This is a genomic window from Streptomyces laurentii (genome assembly GCF_040635425.1).
Taxonomy (GTDB): Bacteria; Actinomycetota; Actinomycetes; order Streptomycetales; family Streptomycetaceae; genus Streptomyces; species Streptomyces laurentii.
In genome coordinates, this window is the sequence record NZ_JBEYHT010000014.1 from 54,203 (window position 1) to 68,365 (window position 14,163).

General features: G+C 73.7%; 10 protein-coding genes. 9 read left to right on the forward strand and 1 reads right to left on the reverse strand.

Features of this window, described 5'->3' with window-relative positions:
* Nucleotides 1-123: 123 nt before the first annotated feature.
* The 7 genes from ABZ693_RS12010 (at nt 124) to ABZ693_RS12040 (ending at nt 10,348) form a co-directional block, all read left to right on the forward strand.
* Nucleotides 124-1,245 carry a Gfo/Idh/MocA family protein gene (locus ABZ693_RS12010; protein WP_359875738.1) on the forward strand — a complete coding sequence of 374 codons (1,122 nt, stop codon included), beginning with the start codon at nt 124-126 and terminating at the stop codon, nt 1,243-1,245.
* Nucleotides 1,242-3,368: an aminotransferase class I/II-fold pyridoxal phosphate-dependent enzyme gene (locus tag ABZ693_RS12015; protein WP_359875739.1), complete on the forward strand. Its 2,127-nt coding sequence runs from the start codon at nt 1,242-1,244 to the stop codon at nt 3,366-3,368. The genes ABZ693_RS12010 and ABZ693_RS12015 overlap by 4 nt, the downstream gene beginning before the upstream one ends.
* Entirely contained in the window at nt 3,365-4,123 is a 759-nt protein-coding gene (locus ABZ693_RS12020) for an acetyltransferase (RefSeq protein ID WP_359875740.1), read from the forward strand. The genes ABZ693_RS12015 and ABZ693_RS12020 overlap by 4 nt, the downstream gene beginning before the upstream one ends.
* Nucleotides 4,123-5,238 carry a DegT/DnrJ/EryC1/StrS family aminotransferase gene (locus ABZ693_RS12025; protein WP_359875741.1) on the forward strand — a complete coding sequence of 372 codons (1,116 nt, stop codon included), beginning with the start codon at nt 4,123-4,125 and terminating at the stop codon, nt 5,236-5,238. Before ABZ693_RS12020 ends, ABZ693_RS12025 begins: the two co-directional genes overlap by 1 nt.
* A 61-nt stretch (nt 5,239-5,299) precedes the next feature.
* Nucleotides 5,300-8,554: a DUF4082 domain-containing protein gene (locus tag ABZ693_RS12030; RefSeq protein WP_359875742.1), complete on the forward strand. Its 3,255-nt coding sequence runs from the start codon at nt 5,300-5,302 to the stop codon at nt 8,552-8,554.
* Nucleotides 8,555-8,640: 86 nt separating this feature from the next.
* Nucleotides 8,641-9,687 (forward strand): glycosyltransferase, encoded by a 1,047-nt coding sequence (locus ABZ693_RS12035; RefSeq protein ID WP_359875743.1) that lies wholly within the window; start codon nt 8,641-8,643, stop codon nt 9,685-9,687.
* A gap of 55 nt (nt 9,688-9,742) precedes the next feature.
* Nucleotides 9,743-10,348 carry an acyltransferase gene (locus ABZ693_RS12040; RefSeq protein ID WP_359875798.1) on the forward strand — a complete coding sequence of 202 codons (606 nt, stop codon included), beginning with the start codon at nt 9,743-9,745 and terminating at the stop codon, nt 10,346-10,348.
* On the opposite strand, the gene ABZ693_RS12045 is transcribed toward ABZ693_RS12040, so the two are convergent.
* A complete protein-coding gene (locus ABZ693_RS12045) occupies nt 10,326-11,045 on the reverse strand; it encodes a YveK family protein (protein ID WP_359875744.1) in 720 nt (239 codons plus the stop codon). The two genes, ABZ693_RS12040 and ABZ693_RS12045, sit on opposite strands and share 23 nt — an antisense overlap.
* Nucleotides 11,046-11,089: 44 nt before the next feature.
* On the opposite strand from ABZ693_RS12045, the gene ABZ693_RS12050 reads away from it, so the two are divergent.
* Both ABZ693_RS12050 and ABZ693_RS12055 read left to right on the forward strand, forming a co-directional pair.
* Entirely contained in the window at nt 11,090-13,126 is a 2,037-nt protein-coding gene (locus tag ABZ693_RS12050; protein WP_359875745.1) for an O-antigen ligase family protein, read from the forward strand.
* Nucleotides 13,126-14,091: a glycosyltransferase gene (locus ABZ693_RS12055; protein WP_359875746.1), complete on the forward strand. Its 966-nt coding sequence runs from the start codon at nt 13,126-13,128 to the stop codon at nt 14,089-14,091. The genes ABZ693_RS12050 and ABZ693_RS12055 overlap by 1 nt, the downstream gene beginning before the upstream one ends.
* Nucleotides 14,092-14,163 lie beyond the last annotated feature (72 nt).

Consider the following 14,163-nt stretch of genomic DNA (forward strand, 5'->3'; position numbering starts at 1 on the left):
CGTCCGGCCCGCCCCGACCCCGTGTCCGTACGCCGTCCCGACCCCGCGCACCGCTCCGGTCCACCGGACCGCTCCGATCCGTCTCACCGCCCCGGCACGCCCACCGACCTGGAGGGAAACACGTTGAACGACGCCGACCGACCCGACGAGCGGCTGGGGGTCGCCGTCATAGGCGCCGGCTACTGGGGCCCCAATCTCGTCCGCAACTTCCAGGCCAGCGACCGGTTCCGGCTGCGCTGGCTGTGCGATCTGGACGCCGCCCGCGCCCGGCACGTCCTCGGCGGCTACTCCACGGTGCGGGCCACCGACGACTACGCGGGGGTGCTCGCCGACCCCGAGGTGCACGCGGTCGCCGTCGCCACCCCGGCCGGCACCCATCTGGACGTGGCGCTCGCGGCGCTGCGCGCGGGCAAGCACGTCCTGGTCGAGAAGCCGCTGGCCACCACGTACGCCGACGGGCTGCGGCTGGTCGCGGAGGCCGAGGACCGCGGCCTGACCCTGATGTGCGACCACACCTACTGCTACACCCCGGCCGTGTCGAAGATCCGCGAGCTGGTGCACGAGGGCGCGCTCGGCGACATCCACTACGTCGACTCGGTACGGATCAACCTGGGCCTGGTGCAGCGGGACATCGACGTGCTGTGGGACCTGGCCCCGCACGATCTGTCCATCCTCGACTTCATCCTGCCCGAGCACGTCCAGCCGGTGGCGGTCGCGGCGCACGGCGCGGACCCGATCGGGGCGGGCCGGGACTGCATCACGTATCTGACCCTCCAGCTCAGCACGGGGGCCATCGCGCACGTGCACGTCAACTGGCTCTCCCCCACCAAGGTCCGCACCACCATGGTCGGCGGCGCCAAGCGGACGCTGATCTGGGACGACCTGAACCCGGCGCAGCGCATCGCGGTCTTCGACCGCGGGGTGGACCTGGCGACGCCGCGGGACCTGGGCGCGGACGAGCGTCGCCAGGCCCTCATCTCGTACCGCAGCGGCGACATGGTCGCCCCCGCCCTCGGGGAGCGGGAGGCCCTGCGCGCCATGGTCGACGAGTTCGCGGCGGCGATCACCGAGCGGCGGGCGCCGCTGACCGACGGCCGGGCGGGCCTGCGGGTGCTGGACATCCTGGAGGCGGCCTCGCGGAGCCTGGAGTTCCGCGGCGCGGTCGTCGGGCTGCGGACCGGGCCGGACCGGTCCGCGAAGAGCGTGCACACGCACCTGAACGAGACGGCGGGAGCAGGACGTTGAACGACTTCCAGGGCAAGCGGATCCTGGTCACCGGCGGGGCCGGCACCATCGGCTCCCATGTGACGGACCTCCTGGTCGAGGGCGGGGCGCGCGAGGTCGTCGTGCTCGACAACCTGGTGCGCGGACGGCGGGCCAACCTGGCGGGGGCGCTGGCGAGCGGGCGGGTCGACCTCGTCGAGGGCGACATCCGCGACGCGGCGACCGTGCGGCGGGTGACGGCGGGCGCCGATCTCGTCTTCCATCTGGCGGCGATCCGCATCACCCAGTGCGCGGAGGAGCCGCGGCTGGCCAACGAGGTGATGGTGGACGGCACGTTCAACGTCCTGGAGGCCGCGGCCGCCGCCGGGGCGGGCAAGGTGATCGCCTCGTCCTCGGCGTCGGTCTACGGCCTGGCCGAGTCCTTCCCGACCACCGAGCGCCACCACCCGTACAACAACGACACGTTCTACGGGGCGGCGAAGGCCTTCAACGAGGGGATGCTGCGCAGTTTCCACGCCATGTACGGCCTGGACTACGTGGCCCTGCGCTACTTCAACGTCTATGGGCCGCGGATGGACATCCACGGGCTGTACACGGAGGTGCTGATCCGCTGGATGGAGCGGATCGAGGCGGGCGAGCCGCCGCTGATCCTGGGCGATGGCACCCAGACGATGGACTTCGTGCACGTCCGCGACATCGCCCGGGCGAACATCCTGGCGGCGCGCGCGGACGTCACGGACGAGGTGTTCAACGTGGCGAGCGCGACCGAGACCTCGCTGCGCGAACTCGCCGACGCGCTCCTGGAGGCCATGGACTCCGATCTGGAGCCGGTGCACGGCCCGGCCCGCGCGGTCAACGGGGTGACGCGGCGGCTCGCCGACACCGCGCTGGCGGAGGAACGGATCGGGTTCAAGGCCGAGATCGATCTGCGCGGCGGGCTGCGGGACCTGGTGGAGTGGTGGCGCGGAGAGCGGACCGCCGCCACGGCGGAGTCCGCCGCGCCGGCGCCCGCGCGGATCCCGGTCATGGTGCCCTGGCTGGGCGAGGAGGAGGCGCGGGCCGCCGCCGAGACGGTGCGGTCCGGCTGGGTCGCGCAGGGTCCGCGGGTGGCCGCCTTCGAGGAGGCGTTCGCGGAGCGGGTCGGGGCCCGGCACGGCGTGGCCGTCAGTTCCTGTACGACCGCCCTGCACCTGTCGCTGGTCGCGCTGGGCCTCGGGCCCGGCGACGAGGTGGTGGTGCCGTCGCTGTCCTTCATCGCCACCGCCAACGCCGTACGGTACGTGGGCGCCGTGCCGGTCTTCGCCGATGTCGACCTCGCCACCGGCAACGTGACCCCGGCCACCGTCGACGCGGTCCGCACCGCCCGCACCCGGGCCGTGCTCGCCGTACACCAGGCGGGGGTGCCGGCGGACGTCGGCGCGCTGCGCGCGGCGTGCGCGGACTGGGGGCTGCCGCTGGTCGAGGACGCGGCCTGCGCGATCGGCTCGACGGTGGACGGCGGGCCGGTCGGGCGGGGCGCGCTGCTCGCGGCCTGGTCGTTCCATCCGCGCAAGCTGCTGACCACCGGCGAGGGCGGCATGGTCACCACGGACGACCCGGAGTGGGCGGCCCGGCTGCGCCGGCTGCGCGAGCACGGGATGGACGTGTCGGCGGCCGAGCGGCACGCGAGCGGGAAGCCGGTCCTGGAGCGCTATCTGGAGACCGGGTTCAACTACCGGATGACCGACATCCAGGCCGCGGTCGGCCTCGCGCAGCTGGAGAAGCTGGACGCGCTGGTCGCCCGCCGCCGTGAACTCGCCGCCCGCTACGGGGAGTTGCTGGCGGACGTGCCGGGCCTCACGCCGGTACGCGATCCCGCGTACGGGCAGGGCAACGTCCAGTCGTACTGGGTGCTGCTCGCCGAGGACTTCCCGGTGGACCGCGACGCGCTGCTCGGGCTGCTCGCCGAGGCCGGGGTCTCGGCCCGCCGGGGCATCATGGCGAGCCATCTCGAACCCGCCTACGCGGACCACCCGGCGGCGCCGCTGCCGGTCACCGAGCGGCTCGCGCGCGACGCGCTGATCCTGCCGCTGTTCCACACGATGACGGACGAACAGCAGGAGCGCGTGGTCGCGGTGCTGCGGGACGCGGCGGTACGCCGGTGACCCGTCCCCTGGTGATCATCGGCGCCGGCGGCTTCGCGCGGGAGACCGCGCAGGCCGCCCGCGCCGCCGGGCTGCCGCTCGCGGGCCATCTCGACGACGACCCGGCGCTGCACGGCACCGGGATCGACGGCGTGCCCGTGCTCGGCGGCACCGGGCGGGCCGGCACGCTGCCGGACGCGGTGTTCGTGGTGTGCGTGGGCAATCCGCGCGACTACGCCGCCCGGGCCCGGATCGTGGACCGCCTCCGGCTGCCGGAGGACCGCTACACGACGGTCGTCCACCCCACGGCGGCGGTCTCGGCCGACTCCGTACTCGGTCCGGGCACGGTGCTGCTCGCGCACACCGTGCTGACGTCGGCCGTGCGGGTGGGCCGGCATGTGGCGGTGATGCCGCACACCGTCCTCACGCACGACGACACCGTGGGCGACTTCGCGACGGTCGCCTCGGGCGTACGGCTCGGGGGCGCCGCCCGGATCGGGCCGGGCGCCTACCTGGGCGCGGGCGCCCTGATCCGCGAGGGGACGGCGGTCGGCGCCTGGTCGCTGGTCGGGATGGGCTCCGTGGTCCTGGCCGACGTCCCGCCGGGCGAGGTGTGGGCCGGGTCCCCGGCACGCCGTCTGCGCGCTGCGCCGCCCCCGGCGCTGGAACGGCTCGCCCGGTCCGCCGTGCCCGGCCCGCCGTCCTTACCGCTCGACCCCGACGACACCGCCGCCCGGACGTCCCGGGCGGTCCCGGCACGAGGAGCGAACGTCTGATGGACCGGATTCCCCTGGTCGACCTGCGGGCGGCCCACGCGGAGGTCGACGCGGAGGTGCGCGCCGGCTTCGACCGGATCCTCGCGGACACCGCGTTCATCGGCGGCGAGGAGGTCGCCGCGTTCGAGCGCGAGTACGCCGCGTTCGGCGGCGTCGCCCATGTCGTCGGGGTCGCCAACGGCACCGACGCGCTGGAACTGGCGCTGCGGGCGAGCGGCGTGGGCCCCGGCGACGAGGTGGTGCTGCCGGCGAACACGTTCATCGCCACCGCCGGGGCGGTGACCCGCACCGGGGCCCGGGCGGTCCTGGTCGACTGCGCGCTGGACACCCTGCTGATCGACGCCAAGGCGGCGGTGGCGGCGGCCGGCGCGGCCACCCGCGCGGTGGTGCCGGTCCATCTGTACGGGCAGTGCGCCGATGTCGCCGCGCTCGCGGCCGGCCTGCCCGGGCACGTACGGATCGTGGAGGACGCGGCGCAGAGCCAGGGCGCGAGCCGGGACGGCCGTACCCCCGGCAGCGGCGGGATCGCGGCCACCAGCTTTTACCCGGGCAAGAACCTGGGCGCGTACGGCGACGCGGGCGCGGTGCTCACCGACGACGCGGACGCCGCCGCCCTGATCCGGGCCCTCGGCAACCACGGCGGTGTCGCCAAGTACCGGCACGACGTCCCCGGGTTCAACAGCCGGCTCGACGGTCTCCAGGCGGTCGTGCTGCGCGCGAAGCTGCGCCGGCTGGCCGCCGGGAACGCGGCCCGGCGGGCGGCGGCGGCCCGCTACGACGAGCTGCTCGCCCCGTTCGCCGAGGCCGGCCGGGTGATCCGGCCGGTGACCGCCGAGGGCAACGCGCACGTCTGGCATCTGTACGTGGTGCGGGTGCCCGGCTCCGACCGCGACGCGGTGGTGGACCGGCTGAACGCCGGCGGGGTGGGGGCGGGCGTGCACTATCCGGCGCCGGTCCATCTGACGCCCGCGTACCGGCAGCTCGGGTACGCGCGCGGCGACTTCCCGCACGCCGAGGCGGCGGCCGGCGAGATCCTCTCGCTGCCGCTGTACCCGCAGATCACCCCGGACCAGCAGCGCCGGGCCGTGGACGCCCTGGCGCACGCGCTCGCCTGAGCGTGCCCACCGCTCCCGGCCCCCTCCGGCCGGGATCCGAACCGTCGTGAGAGGTGCCGCGATGCCGAACCAGTACCCACGGGTCAGAACCGCCGTCTTCGCGTTGGTCGCCGCGCTGGCCGCGCTGTTCCTGCCCTCGGCCGGCTCGGCGAGCGCCGTCGCCGACCCGTGCGGCACGGGCGGCAACCCCGTCGTGTGCGAGAACTCCAAACCGGGCGCGCCGAGGTCCGAATGGTTCTCCGGCAGCAGCTACGGCGACATCGCGGGCTTCGCGACGAAGGTGAGCGTGCAGGCCGGCGAGACCGTCCAGTTCAAGGTGCAGTCCCCGGTCGCGTACCGCGTCCGGATCTTCCGGCTGGGCTGGTACGGCGGTGACGGGGCGCGGCAGATGTCGACGGCCGCGCAGGCCGGACAGACGTATCCCGCCAACTACACCACCAAGCGGGCCGATTGCCTCTCCGACAAGACGACGGGGCTGCTCGACTGCGGCAACTGGCCGACCACGGCGTCCTGGACGGTGCCGGCGGACGCGGTCTCGGGCCTCTACATGGTCAACTTCGACCAGGCGGACGGCAACGGGCTCATGCCGTACCCGATCATCGTGCGCAACGACGCCAGTACCTCCGACATCCTCGTGCAGACCGCGGACCAGACCTGGCAGGCGTACAACGACTGGGGCGGCACCAACCTCTACGACGGCAACGGGCCCGCCCCCGACGGACGGGCCTACAAGGTCAGTTACAACCGTCCGATGGACATCGGCGGCGACAACGGCGTCTACGGCTCCGAGTTCGAGATGATCGCCTGGCTGGAGCGCAACGGCTACGACGTGAGCTACACGTCCGGCATCGACGTCGCCACCCGGGGCGCCACGATCCTGCCCAAGCACCGGATGTACATGTCGCAGGGGCACGACGAGTACTGGACGGCCGAGCAGTTCACCAACGTCCTCAACGCCCGCAAGGGCGGTCAGCACCAGACGTACTTCGCGGGCAACGAGATCTTCTGGAAGACCCGGCTGGAACCGGGCATCGACTCCGGCAAGGCGGCCGACCGGACCCTGGTCAGCTACAAGGAGACCAAGCTGAAGTTCCCGACGCCGAACGGCGTCCCGGACCCCAGCCCCACCTGGACCGGCACCTGGATGGACCCGGACAGCACCAAGGGCGGGGCGCCGTACCGGCCGCAGAACATCCTGACCGGCTCGCTGTTCCAGGTGAACGGCTACCGCAGCGACGCCATCAAGGTGCCGGCGGCGTACGCGAAGATGCGGCTGTGGCGGAACACCTCGGTCGCGGCCCTGACCGGCAGCCAGGTCGCCACCTTCCCGACCGGGACCCTCGGCTACGAGTGGGACGCCGACGTCGAGAACGCCTCGCGGCCGGCCGGCCAGATCCGGATGTCGTCGACGTCGGTCGACATCCAGGACGGCAAGTACCTGCTGGACTGGGGCAACAACTACGGCAACGGCACCGCCACCCACAGCCTGGTCGCCTTCCGTGACCCGACCTCCGGCGCGCTGGTGTTCGGCACCGGCACCGTGCAGTGGTCGTGGGGGCTGACCAACGTGCCGGCGTACGACCCGGCCGACGAGGTCGTCACCGAGGACAAGCGGATGCAGCAGGCCACCGTGAACATCCTCGCCGACATGGGGCTCCAGCCGAAGACCCTGCAGTCGGGCCTGGTCGCGGCCACCGCCTCGGCCGACACGGCGGGGCCCGCCGTCACCGTGACCAGCCCGGCGCCGAACAGCTCCGTCCCTGCGCTGGGGCAGGTCACCGTCACCGGGACGGCCGCCGACACGGGCGGCGGTGTGGTCGCGCGCGTCGAGGTGTCCACGGACGGCGGGACCACCTGGCGCGCGGCCGAGGGTACGGGGTCGTGGAGCTACGCCTGGACGCCGATGACCATGGGAGCGGTGCAGCTGAAGGTCCGTGCCGTGGACGACAGCGTCAACATCGGCGCGGTGACGACGGTGCCGCTGACGGTCGCCGCCCAGCAGTGCCCGTGCACGGTCTGGCCGGCCTCCGCCGCGCCCGCCACCCCGAACGGCTCCGACGGCAGCTCCGTCGAACTCGGCGTGAAGATACGCAGCTCGGTCCCGGGCACCGTCACCGGCATCCGCTTCTACAAGAGCACCGCCAACACCGGGACGCACAAGGGCAGTCTGTGGTCCGCCTCCGGCCAGCTGCTGGCCACCGGAACCTTCACCGGCGAGACCGCCTCGGGCTGGCAGCAGCTGAAGTTCGCCACCCCGGTCCCGGTGAAGGCCGACACCACCTACATCGCCTCGTACTTCGCGCCGAAGGGCGGATACGCCTACGACGAGGGCTACTTCACCGACAAGGGCGCGGGCATGGCCCCGCTGACGGCCTTGAAGAACGGCGCGGACGGCGGCAACGGGCTCTACCGGTACGCCGCGTCCAGCAGCTTCCCCACCCAGTCGGCGAGCGGCGCCAACTACTGGGTGGACGCCATCCTGGAGACCGGCACCGCGAGCACCGCGCCGCCGAGCGTCACGACCCGTGTGCCCGCGACGGGTGCCACGGGCGTGTCGATCACCGCGCCGCTGTCCGCCGGCTTCAGCACGGCGGTGGACGACAGCACCCTGGTGTTCACGGTGAAGGACCCGAGCGGGACGGTCGTCCCGGGCCGGACGACCCTGAGCTCCGACGGCCGCACGGCCGCCTTCACCCTGTCCGGGCAGCTCGCCCTGGGCGCGACGTACGCGGTGTCGGTGCAGGCCGCCGACGTGTGGGGCAATGTGATGACGTCGCCGACCGGCTGGAGTTTCACCACGAGCACGACCCCGCCGCCCACCGCCTGCCCGTGCACCCTGTGGGGCGCCGACGCGGTGCCGTCCCGGGCCGCGGAGACCAGTGACGCCAACTCCCTGGAACTGGGCACCCGGTTCCAGTCCGCGGTCGACGGCAAGGTCACCGGCGTCACCTTCTACAAGGCCGGCGGCAACACCGGGACGCATACGGGCAGTCTGTGGACCGACGGCGGCACACTTCTCGCCACCGGTACGTTCACCGGCGAGACCGCGGCCGGCTGGCAGCGGCTCACCTTCGCCACCCCCGTCGCCGTCACCGCCGATACCCGCTACGTCGTCTCGTACCACGCGCCGAACGGCAACTACGCCTCGGACGGCGACTACTTCGGCGCCGCTCACCTGAACTATCCGCTGACCGCGCCGGCGGACGCCTCCGACCGGCCCAACGGCCTGTACAAGTACGGCTCTTCGACCGCCTTCCCGATCAACTCGTACAACCGGACGAACTACTGGGTGGGCCCGGTCTTCACCACCGGCTGATCCGCCGCCCGGGCGCCCGACCACCGCCGCCGCGGCCGGTCCGACCGGCCGCGCCGACCTCCACCGAAAGACGGGGAACGCACCACATGAGCTCAGTCAGCGTCGTGATCCCCTGCTACAAGTACGGCCATTTCCTGGCCGACTGCGTACGCAGTGTGCTCGACGAACAGCCCGGGCTCGACGTCCGGGTGCTGATCATCGACGACGCGTCGCCCGACGACTCGGCGGAGGCGGCCCGCGCGCTGGCCGCCGGGGACCCGCGGATCGAGGTGCGGGTGCACGAGACGAACCGGGGCCACATCGCCACGTACAACGAGGGCCTCCTGGAGTGGGCGGACGGCGACTACGTGGTGCTGCTGTCCGCCGACGACCGGCTGGTCCCCGGGGCGCTCGTCCGGGCCGCCGCCCTGCTCGACGCCCACCCCGAGGCCGGCTTCTGCTACGGCCGGCCGCTGCGCTTCCGGCACGGCGGGCCCCTCCCGGCGGCCCGCACCCAGGGCACCGGCTCCGTCGTCTACCCCGGCCACTGGTGGCTGGAGCGGCGCTTCCGCGAGGGCACGGGCTGCATCACCTCCCCCGAGGTGGTGGTGCGCACCAGCCTCCAGCGGAAGGTGGGCGGCTACGACCCGGAGCTGCCGCACGCCGGCGACATCGAGATGTGGATGCGGCTCGCCGCCCACGCGGACGTCGGCTACGTCGCCGGCGCGGACCAGGCGTACTACCGCGTGCACGGCCACAACATGTCGACCACGGACTTCGGCGGGCAGCTCGACGACATCCGGCAGCGCCGGGCGGCGTTCGCGGGCGTCCTCGACAAGTGCGGCGACCTGCTCCCCCAGGCCGACCGGCTGGCCGCCCTGGTCGACACCCGGCTGGCCCGCCAGGCGCTGCGCCGCGCCTACCGGGCGTACGACCGGGGGCGCACCGGTGTGGTGCCGGTGGCCGAGCTGGAGGCGTTCGCCCGCGCGTGCCGCCCGGACGCCGAGTCCCTGCCGGAGTACCGGGCGCTGCGGCTGCGGCGCCGGATCGGCGCCCGGACCATGCCGTACCTCCAGCCGCTCGTCCTGTCGGCGGTGGCCGACCGGGCCCGCGAGTGGCTGTGGTGGCGGTCCTGGCGGCGGCGCGGGATCTGACCGGCCCCTCTCCTCTCTGTTCTTCTCTCCTGCCCCTCCGTGGAAAGGCATGTCCGTGAACTACCGGGTGCAGCCCACCGCCCAGGTCGACGCCCAGGCCGTCGTCGGCGCGGGCACGACCGTGTGGGAGCTCGCGCAGATCCGCGAGGACGCCCGCCTCGGCGAGAACTGCGTGGTGGGGCGGGGCGCGTACATCGGGCCCGGGGTCACCCTCGGCGACAACTGCAAGCTGCAGAACCACGCCTTGGTGTACGAGCCCGCGGTCCTCGGCGACGGGGTCTTCATCGGGCCGGCGGCCGTCCTCACCAACGACCACCATCCGCGTGCCGTCGACCCGGACGGGCGGCTCAAGCGGGGCGGCGACTGGGAGCCGGTCGCCGTCCGGGTCGGTGAGGGCGCGGCCGTCGGGGCCCGCGCGGTGTGCGTCGCACCGGTCTCGATCGGCCGCTGGGCGCTGATCGCGGCGGGCGCGGTGGTGACCGCGGACGTGCCCGACTTCGCCCTGATGATGGGCGTTCCCGCGCGGCGGGCGGGCTGGGTCGGGCGGGCGGGCGTCCGGCTGACCGCGCACCCGGACCGGCCCGGGGTGTGGTGCTGCCCGCGGACCGGCGCTCTGTACGAGGAGCGGGACGGACTGCTTACGGAGTGCGGTGCGCCGTGACGAGCCGGCGCGCCGCCCGGCGCCGGCGCCGCGCCACCGCGTACCGCTCGGTCCACAGCGCGCACACCACGCCCACGAAGCCGGCGAGCGCGCCCGAACCGGCCAGGGCACGGGTGCGGTTGGGCGGCAGGGCGACGGTGCCGGGGCGGTTGAGCAGGTCGACGGTGAGCAGACTGCCGGCCGGTACGTCCTGTCCGGCCTGGAGGGCCGCCAGATGACGGCTGTACACCCCGACGATCGCCCGCACGACCCGGTCGGCCTCCTCGGGCGCGGGCTGCTCGGCCTCGACCTGGAGGGTGGGGATCGAGTAGTGCGGGGTGGCGCTGGTGCCGCTGTTGCGCGGGGTGAGACGGAACGTGCCGTGCGCGCCCGCCCTGCGCAACTCGGCCTGCCCCGCCGGGGCTTGGAGCTGTTGCACCACCGCGTAGGAGACCGTGGCCAGGGAGGGCTGGAGGTTGGTGAGCTGGTTGGGCTGGTTGTCGGTGCGCGGCGGCTTCACCACGAGCACGGCCGAGCTCTGATAGCGCGGCGGGGGCCGCAGCGCCGGGTAGCAGGCGGCGGCGGTGACGAGCGCGGTGAACAGCAGCACGTACCAGCGGCGCAGCAGGACGCCGACGAACCCCTCGGGAGTCAGCGCCCCCGCGTCCGCGCGCGTTTCCGCGGCCGATTTCGCGTCTGTGCCCCTGTCCGTGGTCATCGGGACCGATACTGGCACCACCGGGGGCGGCAGGGGGAGGATTCGTGAGCATTGCCGACATCTTCCGTGTCCTGTACCGGCGTTGGTACGTCATGGTGCCCTTGACCCTGCTGAGTCTGGCGGCGGGCGGCTTCCTCGCGGTGACGACCCCGGTGACCTACGAGTCGCGGGCCGAGATGGCCCTGCTCGACTCGGCGCGGGTGGCCCGTCCGGCACCCAGCTACGGCAACCCGCTGGCGTACGCGAGCGGTTCGCTGATCGGCACCGCCGACGTACTGATCCGGGCGCTCCAATCCCCCGAGACCGTCGGGATGTTGCGGGAACGGGGAGTCACGGACGCGTACGGGGTGGACTTCGCCGCGAACGCGGACGGACCGCTGCTCACCCTGACGGTCACCGGCGAGAGCCGGACCCGGGTCCTTGAGGAGACCCGGCTGATCACCGACTTCGCGGCCGATGAACTCCGGACCCTGCAGCGGCAGGTGAAGGTGCCGGAGGGATACGAGGTGCGGTCGGCCCGGATCGTGCCGCCGCAGAAGCCGGTGTCGGAGCCCAAGACCCGCTACCAGAAGGTCGCCGCGGTGGTGGCCTTCGGTCTCACCGCCGCCTTCGTCCTGTCCTTCGTGGTCGAGGCGTGGGCGCTGGCCCGGCGCCGCGCGCGGGGGCTGCCGGAGCCCGGCCCCGGCGCCTCGTCGCCCCGGCCGGGCGCGGGCCGGATCCGTACCCTGCTGACCCGCCCGCTCGACGCCGTGGCGGTGCTCACCGGCTATCTGGCGCTCGCCCTGTTCCTGCCGTCGAACCTGGCGCTGCCCGCGCTGGGCGGGGCGGGAACCCCGGCGAACGTGTTCGCGCTCCTGGGGCTGTTCTGGTACCTCGCGACCTGGTGCCGCGGCCTGATCGCGCCCGCGCCCGGCACCCGGACCGTACGGACGATGATGCTGGTCCTGGCGCTGACGGTGCTGCTCTCGTACGTCGCCAACCAGGACCGGCTCAGTACGCAGAAGGAGATCCTGGCGGCCGACCGGGGACTGATCGTGCTCCTGGTGTGGGTGGCCCTGGTGGTGCTGGCCTCGGCCGGGATCCAGGACCGGCGGCGGCTGGACGTGCTGCTGCGACGGCTGGTGGTGATGGGCTCGGTGGTGGCCGCGCTGGGGCTGTACGACTTCTTCACCGGCACCAACATCGCGGACTCCCTGCGGATTCCCGGGCTCAACTCCAGTGTGGCGAGCGTCTCGGTGCTGGACCGCGGCTCGTTCACCCGCCCCCGCTCGCTCACCGCGCATCCGCTGGAGTTCAGCGGGATGCTGGCGATCCTGCTGCCGTTCGCCCTCGCGCAGGCCCTCGATCCGGCGCGCCGGGCCGCCGGGGCGCTGCGCCGCTGGGCCCCGGTGGTACTGCTGGGCGGCGGACTCCCGCTGACGGTGTCGCGAACCTCGATCATCGGGGTCGCGGTCGTGGTGCTGGTGATGCTGCCGCGCTGGAAGCCGCAGCGGCGCTGGACCGCGATCGGCATCCTGTTCGGGTCGGTGGCGGTGTTCAAGGTGCTCGTGCCGGGGCTGATCGGCACCATCACCGGACTGTTCTCGGGAAGCCTGAACAACGCGGACAGCAGCACCCAGGCCCGCACCATCAAGTACCCGAAGATCTACGAGTACTTCACCCAGGATCCGGTCTTCGGCCGGGGCTTCGGCACCTTCACCCCGGAGCGCTACTTCTTCACCGACAACCAGTATCTGCTCACGCTCGCCGAACTGGGCGCGCTCGGGGTGCTCTGCCTGCTGCTGCTCGGGCTCACCGGGGTGCACCAGGGCGGCGCGATCCGGCGGCTGGCGCGCGACGAGGCGGACCGCGAGCTGGGACAGGCGTTCTTCGCGTCGGCGATGGTGGCGCTGGTCGTCGGGGCCACCTTCGACACGCTCAGCTTCCCCATGTTCGCGGGGGTGTTCTTCCTGCTGCTCGGCCTGGGCGGCAGTTGCCTCGGCTTCGTACGACGGGAGGCGACCGCGTCCCCGCCCGCGCCCGCGCGCGCTCCCGCCGCCCCCTCTCGTTCCGCCGACTCCCCGCACCTCGTGGAGATGTGATGAACCCTCTGACAGTGACGTCCGCGCGGCGCCCGGTCGCCGTGGTCGTCGTGACCTGGAACAGCGCGGCCGTGCTGCCCGGGTTCCTGGACGCCCTCCCGGCCGCGATGGCGGGCCTGGACTGGCGGCTCGTCGTCGCCGACAACGACTCCGCCGACGGCTCCGTCGCCGTCGTCCGCGAACACGCCCCGGACGCCACCATCGTGGAGACCGGCCGGAACGGCGGCTACGCGTTCGGCGTCAACGCCGCCCTGCGCGCCGCCGGGGCCTTCGACGGCGACTGCGTCGCGGCCCTGGTCTGCAACCCGGACATCCGGATGGCCGAGGGCTGCGCGGCGACCCTGGTGGCGGGCCTCGGCGACGTCCTGCCGGACGGCACCCGCGCCGGGATCGCGGTGCCGCTGCTGTACGAGGCGGACGGCGCCCTCGTCCACTCGCTGCGCCGCGAGTCCACGCTGACCCGGGCACTGGGCGAGGCCGTGCTCGGCAACCGGCGGGCCGGCCGGTTCCCGCGCTGGAGCGAACTGGTCACCGCGCCGGACGCCTACGCGGCGCGGACGAGTCCGGACTGGGCGACGGGCGCGCTGATGGCGCTGTCCGCGGAGTGTCTGGCGGACTGCGGCGAGTGGGACGAGTCGTTCTTCCTCTACTCGGAGGAGACGGAGTACTGCCTGCGGGCCCGGGACCTCGGCCACCGCGTCCGGCTGGAGCCGGAGGCCCGCGCCGTCCATCTCGGCGGCGAGTCGCGGGTCTCGCCGCGCCTGTGGTCGCTGCTCGTGGTGAACCGGGTCCGGCTCTACCGGCGGCGCCACGGTCTCACCGCGACGACCGTGTTCCGCGGGGCGGTCCTGCTGCGGGAGCTGTCCCGGGCGGCACTCGGCCGCCCGCCGGCCCGGGCGGCGGTGCGGGCCCTGCTCGGCCGGCCCCGGCGGGACACGGGCGGGCGGCCGGCGGGGGCGGCGTAGCGGCGGCCACCGGAACGGGCGGCTCCGGCGTCGGCCGACGGCACGGTCGTCTGGGACGGGGACGGGATCACG